Source organism: Ideonella sp. (assembly GCF_041914305.1).
In the GTDB taxonomy this organism is placed as follows: domain Bacteria; phylum Pseudomonadota; class Gammaproteobacteria; order Burkholderiales; family Burkholderiaceae_C; genus Ideonella.
Genome location: NZ_JAYSDQ010000002.1, coordinates 226,488 through 241,810, shown reverse-complemented (window position 1 = coordinate 241,810; position 15,323 = coordinate 226,488). Strand labels below are relative to the sequence as shown.

Here is a 15,323-nt window from a genome sequence, read left to right as displayed (position 1 = left end):
TCACAGCTCCAGCCAGGCCCGGTCCAGGCTCAGCGTGTAGACCGTCAGGCTCAGCTGCACGGTGGGGTGCTTTTCGACCTTCAGCTTGACGCCGCCCCACAGCAGGCGCGGGCCGGGCAGGGCCTCGAGCGAGGCGAGGTAGCCCATCAGGTCGCCATAGGCGCCCTCGACCGTGATCTCGACGCCGTGGCGGTACAGCGGGGCGCCGTCGCTGGGCGGCAGCACGGCCGGGGTGGGGTTGGGGGTGGCGCTGCCGTTCGGCGCGGCCAGCGCGCTGGCCAGGGCCGGCACGGCCGAGGCGGCGAGGGCCGGCAGGGCCAGGCCGGCGGTGGCCGGGGCGGGTGTGGCGGCTTGGGCCGGCAGCGGCAGGCGCGCGTCCTGCGGGGCCAGTGTCTTCAGCCCGACGATCTTGACGCCGCCCTGCTTGGGCAGCATCTGTTCGAGCAGCGCGACCATGCGGTCGGGCCCGATCAACCCGGCCTGGGTATCGGCCAGGGCTTGCGCACCTTGGGTGGTGCGCTGGCGCCATTGGGCGATGTCGGCATCGAGCGCGCGGCGCTGGGCATCACCCTGCACGCGGCGGCGGTCGGATTCGTCGGCCAGCAGTTGCTGGTCGACACGGGCGGTGGTCAGCGCCGACGACGCGGCATGGAAGTGGCGGAACGCGGGCGTCAGCCAGAAGCGGTCGCCCGCCAGCAGCAGCACCGCGGCCACGGCCATCAGCATCATCACGCGTTCGCGCTTGGGGCGGGCGTCGAAGCGGCGCGCCTGCGCGAGCACACGCTGGCGCAGGTCGAACAGGCGGTCTTGCCAATCCATCATCTGGCTCCCGCCGGTGCATCGGCGCCGACACCGGCGAGCGTGAATTCGGTCAGGCCTTCGCCCTGCGCCAGTTGCAGCCGGGCGAACTGGCGGCCCTTGAAGCTGCCTTCCTGGTTCAGGCGTTGCAGGTAGCCGGGCAGCGCGGCGGCGTCGGTCATGCGGCCCTGCAGCTCGATCGCGCCGTTGTTCGGCGCAACGCTGAAGCCGGTGATCCAGACCGAGGGCTGGCTTTGGCGCGACAGCGCCATGAAGTAGGGCGTGTAGCCGCTGGCGCCACGCTTCATGTGTTCGTCGATCTGCGCGCGCAGGCGGCGCTGGTCGGCTTCGAGGTTCTGCAGGCGGTCGCGCTCGGCGGCCAGGCGCTGGATCGCGTCGGCACCGCTGGGGTCGCGCGCTTCGAGCTGGGCCCGCTGCTGCGGCAGGGCCTGTGCCAGCGCGTCGGCCTGTTGCTGGCGGTAGGTGGCCCAGGTGTCCATGCCGTGGGCCAGGGCCCAGGCGCCCAGCAGGCCACCGGCCACGGCCAGCAGGCCCTGGCTGGCACGCCAGGGTTGCGGGCGCGGGCGTTGGCTCGGCGGGTCGAGGTTCAGGTCGGCCTGGCGGGGCTCGGCCGGTGTGTCGGATGCGGCGACCGGCGCGGCGTCGTCCACGGCGGGGCGGCGCAGGGCGGCACCGATGGCCAGCCAGTGGTCGCTCAGGTCGGTGTCGGCCGGCAGCGGCGAGGTGTCGAGCTTGTCGGCGATCTTGGCCACCAGCACCGGCACATACAGCAGTTCGCGGGCGAAATCGGCCAGGCCTTCGGCGCCGGGGCCGGGCAGCACATCGAGCCGCTCGACAGCCACCTGGCTGAAGACGCGATCGAAGCCGTCGAGCGTGCGCTGCAACTCCAGGCCGGCGCGCTCCATCGCTTGCTGGCGGTTGAATTCGTCGGCATCGGCCAGTTGCGCGCGCGGCACCTCGATCTGGCGCGACAGCAGCAACGCGCCGGCCACGGTGATGACCAGCGTCGCATGGGTCTCGCCCAGGTGCAGCAGCGCGTGGCCGCGGTTGGGGCTGGCCAGCAGCGCGCTGAGGTTGCGCAGGGCGGTCTCGGCCACGTCCATGGCCTGCCATTGCCAGCCGGCGTCTTCGCCGTCGCGGCGCAGGGCCAGGCGGGCGGTGGCCGGCGCGGCCACGGCGAGCAAGGTGCGCTGGTTGCGCGGCCCGGCCTGCGGCGGCATGGGCAGCAGGTCGATGGCGGCGCCATCGACCGGGAATTCGACCTGGTCCTTCAGGCGCCAGCGCAGCGCGTCGCGCCACTCTTCGGGCGGCATCTCGGGGGCTTCGGTCTGCAGCAGCTGGTACTGGCCGCGGTCGAGCAGGGCCACGCTGGCCCAGCGGCCACGCGGCGCGGCGCGGCGGGCGCGGCGCAGCACGGCGCCCGATGCCCGGGCCGCCTCGCTGTGCAGCCAGCGCACGACAGGGCGCTCGCCGGTTTCGACCAGCGCCAGGCGCAGGCCGGCCGCCTGCGGTACGCAGGCGATCCAACCGGTGGCAACAGGACGACGCATTGAAATGGTGGGCACGGGGTGGTGGTGATCGTTCGCCGCCAATGGTGGGTGTTCAGGCCCGCGGGCAGTCGATCGAAAAGCGCCAGAAATGCAGCCTTAAGCCTGCTGGGGCGGCCCGTTCTTGCAGGAATGCCGATTGCCCTGTGACCTGCTGGGCTGGCTGGGCGAGGGCACCCGGGCCCTGTTGACGCCGTCATTTGCCCCGGATAGAAACCGATCTCTGCAAAGGCCAGCGATGGGCGCCGACACCTTCACCTCGTACACCGGCTTCGACGGCGTTCGCCGCATCGCCCAGGGGCCGCTGCAGGTTGTGGCGCTGCGGGCCAAGCGGGCACGAGACGGCGGGGCCACCGGCCCGGTGCTGGTGTTCGACGACCAGACCGGCCGCTGCGTCGACATCGACACCCGTGGTACCGACGACGAAGTGGTCGCCCGCCTGGCGGCCTTGCTGGGGCTGACGGCCGCACAGGCGGCCTTCGACGAGGCGCAAGAGCCTGCCGGCGAGCCGCGTGGGCGCGGCCGGCCGAAGCTGGGCGTGGTGGCCCGCGAGGTGACGCTGCTGCCGCGGCACTGGGCGTGGCTCTCGGCCCAACCCGGCGGCGCCTCGGTGGCGCTGCGCAAGCTGGTCGACCAGGCGCGGCAAGCCCATGGCGACACGGGTCACAGGCGCCAGGCACAGGAGCGGGCGCAACAGTTCATGGCGACCATCGCCGCGAACCTGCCGGGTTATGACGACGCGACACAGGCCTTGCTGGCCCATGACCGCAAGCGTTTTGTCGAACTGGTGGCCACCTGGCCCGCCGACGTGGCGGACCACGCGACGATGCTGGCGTTCAGCGACGAGCTGTGACCTGCTCAGCCCAGCACCCGCACGCCGCCCGGCGTGTGGATCTGGGCGACCAAGCGGCAAGCCGGGCCGGGCTCGAACACCACCCGGGCGTCGTGCCAGTGGGGTTCGAGTTGCGCGGCGATCTGCCGGGCGTGTGGGTGCTGCACGGTGAAGGTCAGCAGGCTGCAGCCCAGGTCGACCATGCGGCTGGCCGGGTGAGGGCCGGGCGGCCACTCGATCAGGGTCGGGAAGGCGCCGTCGAAAGGCATGTGGCCGTCGTCCGGCACGCCGATCCGCCAGGCCAGCGCGCCACGGGTGACGCGCACGGCCGGGCCGGCGCTGCCCTCGATGTGGCGCAGGGCGTGGTCGAGATCGTTGCAATGCGCGACCCAGGTCCACAGCCGGGGCGACCGCGCCAAGGCTTGGCGGGCGGCCGGGCTGTCCAGCCCGAACCACCGGGCGCGCGTTGGCGCCGCGGCGGCCGGGTCCGGCGCGATCACCTCGAGGAACAGGTCGTCGGCCAGGCGCAGCAGGTGGTTGTGCGTGCCCATCAGCGGGTGCTGGCCGCCGGGCGGGATGTCGATGCCGAGCTTGTCGCGCGCCCAGGCCACGCCGCTGGCCAAGTCGAGGGCGGCGATGGTGATGTGGTCGAGCTGCAGCATCAACGCGCTGTCACCACGGCACCACGGGCCTGCTGGATCTCGGTGCGGGGCGGTGCGCCGAACATGCGGCGGTACTCGCGGCTGAACTGCGACGGGCTCTCGTAGCCCACCCGGTGCGCGGCGACGGCCGCGTCCAGCCCCTCGGCCATCATCAGCTGGCGGGCGCGGTGCAGGCGCAGTTTCTTCTGGTATTGCAGCGGCGACATCGAGGTGACCTGCTTGAAATGCTGGTGCAGGCTCGACGCGCTCATGTGCGCGGCTTCGGCCACGTCGTCGATGCGCAGCGGCTCGGCATAGCGGCGCTTGAGCAGCTCGATCGCGCGGGCAATGCGCTGCGCCTGGCTCTCGGCCACGGCCAGCGCGCGCAGGCGGTGGCCGAGCTCGCCGGTCAGCACGCGGTAGAAGATCTCGCGCATCGCCAGCGGCGCCAGCACCGGCACATCGGCCGGCGTGCGCAGCAGGCGCAGCAGCCGCAGCACGGCGTCCAGCATCGCCGGCGAGCTGCGCGCCACGTGCAGGCCGCGGTCGAGCGCCGGCGCGCCGCCGGGTGCGGCGCCCGCGGGCCCGGCGTCGAGCAGCAGCGACGCGAGTTCGCTGGTGTCGGCGTTCAGGCGCAGGCACAGGTACGGCGCGTCGGGCGAGGCTTCGAGGATCTGGCTGGTCGGCAACATCGTCACCGACACGACCAGGTGGTGCAGCGGGTCGTAGCCCAGCACCTCGTTGCCCAGCCGCGCCTGCTTGCGCCCTTGCAGCACGACGACCACGCCGGGCTCGTAGACAGCGGGCAGGCGCTGCCCCGGGCCGTCTGCGCGGATCAGGTGCAGGCCGCGGATGGTGGTTTCGTGCGAGCCCTCGGCCAGCGCGAACTGGCGCGCGATCGCCACCATCTCGGCCTGCCGTTCGTCGGGCGGGGGCAGGGCCGAGGCGGGGGTGTGGGCAACGGCCTCGGGTGGGGTGAGCCAGGCGGTATCGACCATGCGCTGATTGTGGGGCGGCGTGTGCGACGCGGCGACCCGTGGGGGCATGGTCCTGGAGGATCAGGCAAGCATGGCCGAGCAATCGACTATCGCTGCGCGGTGGCAGGCGCCTACGCTGACGACCATCGACAACGACCTGCAAGGAGAACGCAGCATGACCGCCACCACCTACCCCCGACGCCACCTGGGCCGAGGCGATCTCACCGTTTCGGCGATCGGCCTGGGCTGCATGGGCATGTCCGATTTCTACGGCGCGGCCGAAGACGAGCGCTCGCTCGCGGTGCTGAACCAGGCGCTGGACATCGGCATCAACTTCTTCGACACCGCCGACATGTACGGCGTGGGCAGCAACGAGCGCCTGCTGGCGCCGGTGCTGAAGGCGCGCCGCGACGAGGTGGTGATCGCCACCAAGTTCGGCAACGTGCGGGCCGAAGACGGCACCTTCATTCGCGTCGACGGCCGGCCCGAGTACGTGCGCAGCGCCTGCGACGCGAGCCTGCAGCGGCTGGGCGTGGACCACATCGACCTGTACTACCAGCACCGCGTCGACCGCACCGTGCCGATCGAAGAGACGGTGGGCGCGATGGCCGAGCTGGTCAAGGCCGGCAAGGTGCGGCACCTGGGCTTGTCCGAGGCCTCGGCGGCCACCATCCGCCGCGCCGCCGCGGTGCACCCGATCGCCGCGCTGCAGACCGAGTATTCGCTGTGGACGCGCGACGTCGAGGCCGAGATCCTGCCGACCTGCCGCGAGCTGGGCATCGGGCTGGTGCCGTACTCGCCGCTGGGCCGCGGCTTCCTGACCGGTGCGATCCGCAGCGCCGATGCGTTGGACGCCAACGACTGGCGGCGCCAGAACCCGCGCTTCCAGGGCGACAACATGGCGCGCAACCTGGCCTTGGCCGACGCGGTGAACGCACTGGCCACCGAGCACGGCCTGACGCCGGCGCAACTGGCCCTGGCCTGGCTGCTGGGCCGCGGGCCGGACATCGTGCCGATCCCGGGCACACGGCAGATCACGCGGCTGACGGAGAACGCGGCGGCGGCCGTGCTGTCCATCGACGCACCGTTGCTGGCCAAGCTGGATCAGGTGCTGGCCGAGCACCCGGTGGCGGGCGAGCGTTACCCGGCGGCGGGCATGGCGAGCGTCAACGGCTGATCGGGCCTCGGCGAGAAGGGCGGGGCGCCTTCGCGGTGCCTTGCCGACCCGTCAATGGTTGGTGTTGAACAGCGCCTGCAACAGTCCGTCGTTCCACACGCACTTCGAGGTCGCGGTGTTGGCGCCCAACTCCAGCATGATGCGGTCGGCGGCCGCTTGCGAGGGCTTCGGGCCCTTGCCTTCGACATAGGCCAGCACCTTGTTGTAGTTGGCCGGCTCGCGCACGTTGCAGGGCTGGGTGTCGTTGTTGACCTTCTTGTAGGTCCACCACGCCCAGCCGATGTTGTTCTTGTCGAGCAGGTCGACCATGCCTTGCGCCCACGCGTTGCTGTTCTCGCCGGTCTCGGCGTTGAACAGCGGCACGTTGTGCTTGCTGCGGATGTCGAGATAACCCTGGATCGAGTCCTGGTTGTTCTTGTCCCAGTACTTGTGGAAGACCAGCGCCATGTTGTCGTCCCACGGCGGCAGGATCGTGCGCATCGCCGCAGGTGAGCCGCACCATTCGGTGCCGCAGGCAAAGATGATGTGGTTGGGGTCGACCTCGCGGATCGCGTCGCTCAGCTTCACGTAGAACGCGCGCAGCTTGTCGCCGCCGCTGCGTGGCTTGGCCTTGTTGATGATCGGCTCGTCGAGCAGCTCGTAGCCGGCGACCGCAGTTTCGTTGGCGTAGCGGGCAGCAATCGCCTGCCAGAGGCGAATCGTCCACGGCTGGTAGACATCGGGCTCGGTCCACAGGTGCGGCACCCCGTCGACGGTGTCGGACATCAGCTCGTTGCTCTGCCCACCCGGCGCCGCATGCAGGCACAGCACGATCGCGATGTGGTGCGCCTTGCCCCACGCGACCATCTGGTCCAGCCAGTCCCAGCCGCTTTGCAGGTAGACCCCATCGGACGGCGACAACCAGTGGTGGTTGATCGACACGCGCAAGGTGTTGACGCCCCAGCGCTGCATGCGCGCGAAGTCGTCTTCCGTCATGATGTTGTGGTTCCAGTCCTGCCAGTACTTGTCGTAGGCAGACGGGCTCATCATGCCGGCCAAGGTCTCGTGGATGCGAGTGTGGCCGTAGTACCAGAGGTACTTGCCGTCGCCATCGGGCCACTCGATCATGTAGGCCTCGACATTGGTCCACTCGCCGGCCCCGAAGCCCTTCATCACGAAGTTCTTGCCGGTCGCGTCGACGATCTTCTGCCCGCTGACACGCAGGCCCTGCCACGATTCGGGCGGCTGCGCCATGCTGGCCGTGCCGCTGCACAAGGCCGCCAGCAACCACAGCGATCGGCCGATGCCGACGAGGCGGCGGATTCCAGACATTGCGTTCACCATGGCCGTGGGCTCCTCCTCTGTTGCGGGCCAATGTAGGTGGGCCGCAGGCGGCATGGCTAGAAAAAAACTGCGGTGCGCCCGCGCAGCGAGGTAACAGCTGCAACGGGCGTTGCGATCGCCTGCCACGCATGGGGCGAGGCCGGCGCCAGGCTTGGTGAGCCGGTGTAACGCACCCCCGCGCGCTGGGGCGGCGTTGCAATAATAGTCTGACTATTTAATTCACGTGGGCTTCGACATGAACCGACTCTCGAAGGCACTGGCGCTGCTGCTCGGTGCCGCCCCTGCGATGGCCATGGCGGACTTTGGCCTGAGCGCCGACGCGACCTACTTCACCGTCGACACCGGCGGTGGCCTGGTGTTCAAGATCCGCCGGGCGGACTACGGCTCGAGCACCCAGTCGCCGGGCGACATCGCCTCGATGGTCTACCAGGGCGTGCAATACCAGGACGCCAGCCGCGGCAGCCAGGTCAATTCGGGCTTCGACTACCTCTACAAGAACACGGCCGCTGTCGACGTGCAGGCCGCGCAGGTCGATGCCGACCACATCAAGGTGACGGTGCGCGCAGGCGAACTGACGCATTACTACCTGGCACAACGCGGCGAGCCGCGCATCTACATGGCGACCCGTTTCACGCGCGAGCCGGACACGCTGAACCTCGCGCGCTTCATCTTGCGGGTGCCGATCGGCGCATTGCCCGATGGCCCCGAGCCGTCGGACATCCGCGGCAACACCGGTGCGATCGAGTCGGGCGACATCTTCGGCCTGGCCGACGGCACGACCCGCTCGAAGCACTACTCGAACAAGCGGCTGAAAGACTGGCACGCCATCGGCGCACGCGGCCCGAACGTCGGCCTGTGGGTGGTGCGTGACAACAACGAGGGCAACTCGGGCGGCCCGTTCTACCGCAGCCTGCTGAACCAGGCCACCGACACCAACCAGGAGATCACCTACATCATCAACTACGGCGAGGCGCAGACCGAGGCGTTTCGCCTCGGCATCTTGAACCGCTACACGCTGGTCTTCAACGACGGCAGTAAGCCGCCGGCCGTCGACGCGCCGTGGTTCGCCAACATGGGCCTGGAAGGCTTCGTGGGCAAGGCGGCGCGCGGGCGGGTGGTGGGCCTGGGCTTGCGCGGGCGCGATGCGAAGCACGGCTACACCGTGGGCTTTGCCAATGCCACGGCGCAGTACTGGGCCGAGGCCGCCAGCGACGACGGCCGTTTCGATGCGACGGGCCTGCTGCCCGGCGACTACACGATGACGGTCTACAAGAACGAACTCGCGGTCGACCAGCGGCCGGTGACGGTGGGCGCCGGCCAGAAGACCACCGTGAAGGCCTTCAAGATCGCCGGCGACCCGGCGAGTGCCCAGGCGGTCTGGCGCATTGGCGACTGGGACGGTAGCCCGGCCGAGTTCGTGAACGGCGACAAGGTGACGACGATGCACCCGTCCGACGCGCGGATGGCGGCGTGGGCGACACCGGCCTACACGGTCGGCGTGTCCAGGCCGGGCCGCGACTTCCCGGCCTACCAGTGGAAAGAGGTCAACGGCAACCTCAGCGTGCACTTCACGCTGACGGCCGACCAGGTGACCGCCTCCACGCTGCGCATGGGCATCACCGTGGCCTTTGCCGGCGGCCGGCCGCTGGTGAAGATCAACCAATGGAGTGCGCCGATCCTGCCGCCCTCGGCGCAGCCGTCGACGCGCACGCTGACGGTCGGCACCTACCGCGGCAACAACACGCTCTACCAGGTGGCCGTGCCGGCGAGCGCGCTCGTCGTCGGCGACAACCTGCTGACGCTCGGCGTGGCCAGCGGCTCGTCGGGCACGGGTTTTCTGAGCCCCGGCTTCGCCTACGACGCGCTCGACTTCATGCGCGCCCCCTGACCGGCAGGGCGGCCGCCCCCCCCCCACTGGACAGCTCGCCCGACGAAGCCTATCGTTGGGTCGCTCACTTCGATGTGCCCCCAGTGGCGCACCTGGCGGGCGCCAAAGGGAGAAGACCATGAGCGAGGGCCCGCGGGCACGAGTCTTGGTGGTGGACGACAACATCCAGAACCTTGCGCTTCTGGATGCGGCACTGCAATCGCAGTACCAGGTCAGTACCGCCATGTCCGGTGAGATGGCCTTGGCCATGATGGCCAACGACCCGCTGCCGCAGCTGATCCTGCTGGACTTGATGATGCCGGTGATGGACGGCTACGGGGTGCTCGCGCACCTGCGCGCCGACGAGCGCCTGCGCGAGATCCCTGTCATCCTGGTCACCGCCGCCGGCGGCACGGCCGACGAAGAGCGTTGCCTGGAGCTCGGTGCGGTGGACTACATCGCCAAGCCGATCCGGTTGCGCGTGTTGCTGGCCCGGGTGTCCACCCATGTCGAGTTGCACCAGGCCCGTGCCCACCTGATGCGGCAGAACCGCGACCTCGAAGCCGAGGTGGCGCGCCGCATGGTCGAGAACCAGCACATCCGCGATGTGAGCATCCACGCGCTGGCGCGCCTGGCCGAGACGCGCGACAACGAAACCGGCAACCACCTGCGTCGCACGGCGGGCTATGTCCGCATCCTGGCCACCCGCCTGCAGCAGCACCCGCGCTTCGAGGCCGAGCTGAGCCCGCAGGCAATCGACCTGATGGTGCGGTCGGCGCCGCTGCACGACATCGGCAAGGTCGGCATCCCTGACCAGATCCTGCTGAAGCCCGGCCATCTGACGCCCACCGAGTGGGCCGTGATGCAGACCCATGCCCGGCTCGGCGCCGAAGCCATCGAGCAGGCCGAGCGCGACGTGGGGCTGGAGCCGCATTCGGCCAGCGACCTGAGCTTTCTGCGCTACGCCAAGCAGATCGCACGCAGCCACCACGAGAAGTGGGACGGCAGCGGCTACCCCGAAGGCCTGGCGGGCGACGACATCCCGGTGGCCGCGCGCCTGATGGCGCTGGCCGACGTATTCGACGCCTTGATCTGCAAACGTGTCTACAAACCGGCGTGGGCGATCAACGCGGCGCGCGACCTGGTGCTCGAACAGCGCGGCCGCCATTTCGACCCCGCAGTGGCCGACGCCTTCGAGGCCGGGTTCGAAGACTGCTGCGAGATCGCGCGGCACTTTGCCGATTCGCCCGAGGCGGCGATGGCGGCCTGACCGCCACGCCGGGTTCAGCGCGAGGGCGGGTTGGGCACGTAGCCCGAGTTCTGTGCCGACCTCGGGAAGGGGCGCGGGCTCGGGTCGGCCCAGCCGACTGGCGGGACGATGCCGGCGCGGGCGAGGTTCTCGTAGCAGTCGTACTGCAGGCTGACGATCTCCGCCGGCCGTACGCTGCTGCGAACGAAGTTGGTGCTGGTCACGTACGACGACTCGCGTGCACCGTGGCCGGTGCCCAGCCGCTCGGCAGGCGCCGGTGCGGCGGGCTGGGCGGCCCCGTTGGCCGAGGCCACCGACTCAGCCGCCTTGTCGGCCAGCCCGCTGGGCGCGGCGCTGCCGTTGCCGGCATCCGAGCGGCGCGATTCCAAGCGCCCGACGCTGGGTGCGCGGGGCGCTGGTGGGGGCGGGGGCTGCCACTGCACACGTTCGGTGAACACCGCCACGCCGATCACGCCCACGTCGTCGGGCCGGCCGGTGCGCGCGGCATATGAGTCCGGCAGCGAGGTGAACTCGAAGGCGGCGACCTCGTCGTCGCTCTTGCGCCAGCCGGTGATCTCGTAGCTCTGCCAGGGTGCGAGCACGTAGCCGCTCTGGCTCCACGACGCCGTCTGCCCGCTGATGATGTTGACGCCATCGACCGCCATCACGGCCATCACGCGCTCGCCGGTGCGGTTGGTGACACGGATGGCGTAGCGCGAGCCGGGCCGCCCGGCGATGTAGCTCCGGCCACGGTAGGGGTACACGGCGAGCGTGTCGCCGGTGTCGCGGTCGACCACCGCCACGTCGACCTTGCTGCCCACCGCCAGCGCCGCCGGCGCACAGCCGGCACCGAGCAAGGCGATGACCGCCGCCGACAGGAACGCGCGGCGGGCAGCGGGGCGGCGGGCAGGTGCCAACTGGCAAGACGGGATGAAACGCATGGGAACCTCCGGATGGATGGGGTGACATGCGTTCTACGGGCGGGTCGGCCGGGCGGGGTTAAAGGTGCCGGGGCTGACCGGCAGCGACCAGGTCGATTGCGCAGGAAGTCTCGCCGGGGCCGGCTCGGGCACCGGTGAATCCCCCACGTTTGTGGATCGGGCCGACGGATGGGCTTGGATAATCGCGGGCGGTCACTTCGCCGACAACGCATGCCTGGGAGGGCAGGAATGAACGAACTCGACAAACTCAACCGACTGACCAAGTCGCACGGGGCGCTGCAGCCTGGCAAGGGCATGGTGTCCGGCGTCATCGCCCTGGGGCTGGCGATCTTGTGCTTTCTGGGCGTGCTGGCGTTCCACTGGCCCGAGTACCTGACGACGCCGCAGTTGCGCCAGGCCTACAAGGTCGACGTGATCCGCCAGGTGCTGTTCTGGTCGCTGGTGTTGTCGGGCTCGATCGCGCTGTTCAATGTCATCCGCGGGCGCGCGCGCTGGCTCGCCCTGGCCTCCTTTGCGCTGATCGGCTTGTCGCTGGCCTTGGGTGGCCACAAGGTGCCGGTCGACAGCGACTTCCCCGACCACACGCCCTACATCGGGCTGGACTGGTTCATCCTCGACCTGCTCGGCTCGACGCTGATCTTCGTCTTCATCGAGAAGCTGTTCGCGCTGCGCAAGGACCAGCCGGTCTTTCGCGCCGAATGGCAGACCGACTTCCAGCACTTCGTCGTCAACCACATGCTGGTCGGCTTCGTGCTGCTGGCGACCAACCTGCTGGTGCACCGGCTGTTCGGCTGGGCCGCCAACGACGGCATTCGCGGCTGGGTGGCGCAGCTGAATTTCTGGGCCGCGCTGTTCCTGATCATCCTGGTGGCCGATCTGGTGCAGTACTGGACGCACCGCGCCTACCACGAGGTGCCGATGCTGTGGCGCCTGCACGCGGTGCACCACAGCGTCAAGAGCATGGACTGGCTGGCCGGCTCGCGCCAGCACATCCTCGAGCTCATCCTCACCCGCACGCTGGTGCTGGCGCCGATCTACCTGCTGGGCTTCAGCAAGGAGGTGATCGACGCCTACATCATCGTCGTCGGCTTCCAGGCGGTGTTCAACCACGCCAACGTCAGCGTGCGCCTGGGCCCGCTGCGCTACCTGATCGTCACGCCCAACTTCCACCACTGGCACCACTCGCAAGACCAGGAAGCGCTGGACAAGAACTACGCCGCGCACTTCGCGTTCCTGGACTACCTGTTCGGCACCGCGGTCAAGTCCGACCGCGAATGGCCCGAGCACTACGGCGTGCTGGGCGACTACGTGCCCGATGGCTTCTTCAAGCAGGTGGCGTTTCCGTTCACCTGGAAGGGCTGACCACCGGCCGGCCGCAGGCGCCGGCCGGGTGGCCTGAGGTCAGAAGGGCGGGCCTGCCTCGGTGGCTGGCTCGTCGGCGTTGAGGGCGTCGCGCAGTTGCGCCTGCAGGCTCGCCACCTGCTCGCGCAGCGCTGCGTTCTCGGCCGTCAGTGCGGCCACGCGCTGGCGCAGGGCGGCCACGTTGTCTTCTGACGGATCGGCGTCCCAAGGCGCTGTGCCCGGCTCTGCGGGCGAGGCGGGCAGGGCGACCGCCGCGTGGGCGGCGGCCGGCATGTCGGTCGCCACGTTGGTGGCAGTCGCTGCGTTGGTGGGTGAGGCCGGCGTCTTCTTCTTGGCGTCGCGCACGCGCTTGGCGGCTTGCTTGAGCTCGTCGGCGCCGGCAGTCGCTGCGGCCACCTGCTCTTCGGCGGGCAGGCTGGCCACCGCGGCGGCGGCATTGATCGAGATCGCGCCTGCCTTCAGCGCGGCGACCAGTTCGGGCGCCGCCTGCTTGTGGATCTTCTCGATCATCACGACCTGGCTGTTGCTCAAGCGCGCGGCGCGGGCGATGGCCTCCCGGGTGTCGAGCGCATCCGCCTTCGTGGTGGGCGCTGCGGCCGCCGTGGCGGTCTCGGCAGCGGCCTCCGGCGCCGGGCTCGGTGCGGCGGCCTGTCGTGCGCGCCGCTCGGCCACGATCTCGCGCTTGCGCAGCGCCAGCACGCCGCGCTGGAAGTCCGAGATGCTGCGCCGGCCCAGGTGCTGGTCGATCATCCACAGGTGCACGTCTTCGATCGAGCGGAAGCGCGTGTTCTGCACGGTCTGGAACGGCAGGTTGTGCTTGCGGCAGATGCCGTAGCGGTTGTGGCCGTCGACCAGCACGTCGCCCCACAGCACGAGCGCGTCGCGGCAGCCTTCGGCCAGGATGCTGCGCTCCAGGGCAGCGTATTCGTCCGCGGTCAACGGGTCGATGTAGGCCTTGAGTTCTTCGTTGACGACGATGTCCATGGGCGCGGGGTTTCGGGCAGAGGCAAAGGGCGCGCATTGTAGAGAGCTGCGCCTGAAGGGGCCTCCACCGGGCCGCAGCCCGTTCAGTACCGCGGCCTCAGCCGGCGATCTTCTTCAGCATGCCGATCATGCGGTCGAAGGTGGCGCCGTAGGGCGGGTAGAACAGCTTGGTGCCGGCGAAGCGCGTCTGCTCGAAGATCGGCTTTTCTTTGCTGAAGGTGCGGAAGCCCCATTCGCCGTGGTACGAGCCGATGCCGCTGGCGCCGACGCCGCCGAAGGGCTGCTCCTCCTGCCCCAGGTGCCAGATGCAATCGTTGACGGTCACGCCGCCGGCGTGGGTCTGCTCCATCGCGTGGCGCTGCGCGGCGGCGTCGCGGCCGAACCAGTACAGCGCCAGCGGCCGGTCGTGGCGCTGGATGTAGGCCAGAGCTTCTTCGGGCTTGTCGTAGGCGACGATCGGCAGCAGCGGGCCGAAGATCTCTTCCTGCATCACCGTCATCTGCTCGGTCACGTCCAGCACCAGGTGCGGCACCAGCTTGCGGCCGCCGGGGGCTTCGGTGTGCGTGGGCACCAGGCGTGCGCCCTTGGCCTTCGCGTCGTCCAGCAGGCCTTGCAGGCGCGCGTGGTGGCGCGGCGAGACGATGCTGGTGTAGTCGGGGTTGTGGGCCAGCGTCGGGTACATCGCGCGGACGCGGCCCAGCACCGCGTCGACCAGCGGCGCGACCATCTCGCGCGGTGCCAGCACGTAGTCGGGCGCGACGCAGGTCTGGCCCGCGTTCAGCAGCTTGCCGAAGGCCAGGCGCTCGGCGGTCACGCCGATGTCGGCGCTGCGGTCGACCAGCGCCGGCGACTTGCCGCCCAGCTCGAGCGTGACCGGGGTCAGGTTCTTGGCGGCGGCCTGGGCGACGATGCGGCCCACGGCGGTGGAGCCGGTGAAGAACAGGTGGTCGAACGGCAGGCTGGTGAACGCGCGGCCGACATCGGCGTCACCGACGATGACCTGCATCTCTTCGGGCGCGAAGTGTTCACGCACCATGCGGGCCATCAGCTCGCTGGTGGCCGGCGTCAGCTCAGAAGGCTTGATCAGCACGCGGTTGCCGGCCGCCAGCGCGGCCAGCGCCGGCGCCATCGCCAGGTAATACGGGTAGTTCCAGGGCGAGACGACGCCCACCACGCCCAGCGGCTGGCGCAGCAGCCGGTTGCGCGCCGGCCAGAAGTGCATCGCGGTGGGCACGCGGCGGGTCTTCATCCAGCCCGGCAGGTGGCTGATCGCATGGCGCACGGCCGACTGCACGGTGAAGACCTCGGTCAGCAGCGTTTCCTGCCGCGCGCGGTTCTCGAAGTCTTGCGCAATGGCCGCGGCCAGGTCTTGCGCGTGCTTCTCGGTCATCTGCCTCACGCGCGCGAGACGGTCGCGCCGCACAGCCAACGTGGGGAAGGTCTCTGACGCGAAAGCGGCACGCTGCTGTTCGAGCGCGACGCGCAGATGCTCTTCAATGCCTTGGTTCACGCTGCACCTCCTGGCTGATCAGGCGGTGCAGGGTACTCGACCGGGTGGCCGCGAACTAGGCGAGCAACCCTAGAGCGGACCGGGATCTACCCCA

Annotated in this window: 13 protein-coding genes; 5 read left to right on the top strand and 8 right to left on the bottom strand. The window is 70.0% G+C overall.

Translation table 11 applies throughout. From position 1 onward, the window contains the following. Both ACE3SG_RS03835 and ACE3SG_RS03830 read right to left on the bottom strand, forming a co-directional pair. Nucleotides 1–819 (bottom strand): hypothetical protein, encoded by an 819-nt coding sequence (locus ACE3SG_RS03835; RefSeq protein ID WP_374562667.1) that lies wholly within the window; start codon nucleotides 817–819, stop codon nucleotides 1–3. Beyond that, nucleotides 819–2,384 carry a PilN domain-containing protein gene (locus tag ACE3SG_RS03830; RefSeq protein ID WP_374562666.1) on the bottom strand — a complete coding sequence of 522 codons (1,566 nt, stop codon included), beginning with the start codon at nucleotides 2,382–2,384 and terminating at the stop codon, nucleotides 819–821. The genes ACE3SG_RS03835 and ACE3SG_RS03830 overlap by 1 nt, the downstream gene beginning before the upstream one ends. Before the next feature lie 220 nt (nucleotides 2,385–2,604). Here ACE3SG_RS03830 and ACE3SG_RS03825 point away from each other — a divergent pair, with 220 nt between their 5' ends. Then, nucleotides 2,605–3,219 carry a DUF2239 family protein gene (locus ACE3SG_RS03825; protein WP_374562665.1) on the top strand — a complete coding sequence of 205 codons (615 nt, stop codon included), beginning with the start codon at nucleotides 2,605–2,607 and terminating at the stop codon, nucleotides 3,217–3,219. A 5-nt stretch (nucleotides 3,220–3,224) separates the two neighbouring features. Here the strand turns inward: ACE3SG_RS03825 and ACE3SG_RS03820 are convergent, their stop codons facing one another. Together ACE3SG_RS03820 and ACE3SG_RS03815 are read right to left on the bottom strand one after the other, a co-directional pair. Further along, nucleotides 3,225–3,860, bottom strand: coding sequence for a VOC family protein (locus ACE3SG_RS03820; protein WP_374562664.1), 636 nt, complete (start codon nucleotides 3,858–3,860; stop codon nucleotides 3,225–3,227). Continuing rightward, nucleotides 3,860–4,837: an AraC family transcriptional regulator N-terminal domain-containing protein gene (locus tag ACE3SG_RS03815; protein ID WP_374562663.1), complete on the bottom strand. Its 978-nt coding sequence runs from the start codon at nucleotides 4,835–4,837 to the stop codon at nucleotides 3,860–3,862. The genes ACE3SG_RS03820 and ACE3SG_RS03815 overlap by 1 nt, the downstream gene beginning before the upstream one ends. Before the next feature lie 154 nt (nucleotides 4,838–4,991). Here ACE3SG_RS03815 and ACE3SG_RS03810 point away from each other — a divergent pair, with 154 nt between their 5' ends. Further along, complete coding sequence (locus ACE3SG_RS03810; protein ID WP_374562662.1) at nucleotides 4,992–5,993, top strand: aldo/keto reductase; 1,002 nt, start codon at nucleotides 4,992–4,994, stop codon at nucleotides 5,991–5,993. 51 nt (nucleotides 5,994–6,044) lie between these two features. Here the strand turns inward: ACE3SG_RS03810 and ACE3SG_RS03805 are convergent, their stop codons facing one another. Further along, nucleotides 6,045–7,304, bottom strand: a complete 1,260-nt coding sequence (locus ACE3SG_RS03805; RefSeq protein ID WP_374562660.1) for a glycoside hydrolase family 5 protein — start codon at nucleotides 7,302–7,304, stop codon at nucleotides 6,045–6,047. 247 nt (nucleotides 7,305–7,551) lie between these two features. On the opposite strand from ACE3SG_RS03805, the gene ACE3SG_RS03800 reads away from it, so the two are divergent. Together ACE3SG_RS03800 and ACE3SG_RS03795 are read left to right on the top strand one after the other, a co-directional pair. Beyond that, nucleotides 7,552–9,204 carry a rhamnogalacturonan lyase B N-terminal domain-containing protein gene (locus tag ACE3SG_RS03800; protein ID WP_374562658.1) on the top strand — a complete coding sequence of 551 codons (1,653 nt, stop codon included), beginning with the start codon at nucleotides 7,552–7,554 and terminating at the stop codon, nucleotides 9,202–9,204. Nucleotides 9,205–9,322: 118 nt separating this feature from the next. Further along, nucleotides 9,323–10,453 (top strand): HD-GYP domain-containing protein, encoded by a 1,131-nt coding sequence (locus ACE3SG_RS03795; RefSeq protein WP_374562656.1) that lies wholly within the window; start codon nucleotides 9,323–9,325, stop codon nucleotides 10,451–10,453. Nucleotides 10,454–10,467: 14 nt separating this feature from the next. Here the strand turns inward: ACE3SG_RS03795 and ACE3SG_RS03790 are convergent, their stop codons facing one another. Further along, nucleotides 10,468–11,373, bottom strand: coding sequence for a hypothetical protein (locus ACE3SG_RS03790; RefSeq protein WP_374562655.1), 906 nt, complete (start codon nucleotides 11,371–11,373; stop codon nucleotides 10,468–10,470). A 228-nt stretch (nucleotides 11,374–11,601) separates the two neighbouring features. On the opposite strand from ACE3SG_RS03790, the gene ACE3SG_RS03785 reads away from it, so the two are divergent. After that, entirely contained in the window at nucleotides 11,602–12,735 is a 1,134-nt protein-coding gene (locus tag ACE3SG_RS03785; RefSeq protein WP_374562653.1) for a sterol desaturase family protein, read from the top strand. Nucleotides 12,736–12,774: 39 nt separating this feature from the next. Here ACE3SG_RS03785 and ACE3SG_RS03780 read toward each other — a convergent pair whose 3' ends face one another. Beyond that, nucleotides 12,775–13,719: a plasmid replication/partition related protein gene (locus ACE3SG_RS03780; protein WP_374562652.1), complete on the bottom strand. Its 945-nt coding sequence runs from the start codon at nucleotides 13,717–13,719 to the stop codon at nucleotides 12,775–12,777. A 97-nt stretch (nucleotides 13,720–13,816) separates the two neighbouring features. After that, nucleotides 13,817–15,229: a coniferyl aldehyde dehydrogenase gene (locus ACE3SG_RS03775; RefSeq protein ID WP_374562651.1), complete on the bottom strand. Its 1,413-nt coding sequence runs from the start codon at nucleotides 15,227–15,229 to the stop codon at nucleotides 13,817–13,819. Nucleotides 15,230–15,323: the final 94 nt, after the last annotated feature.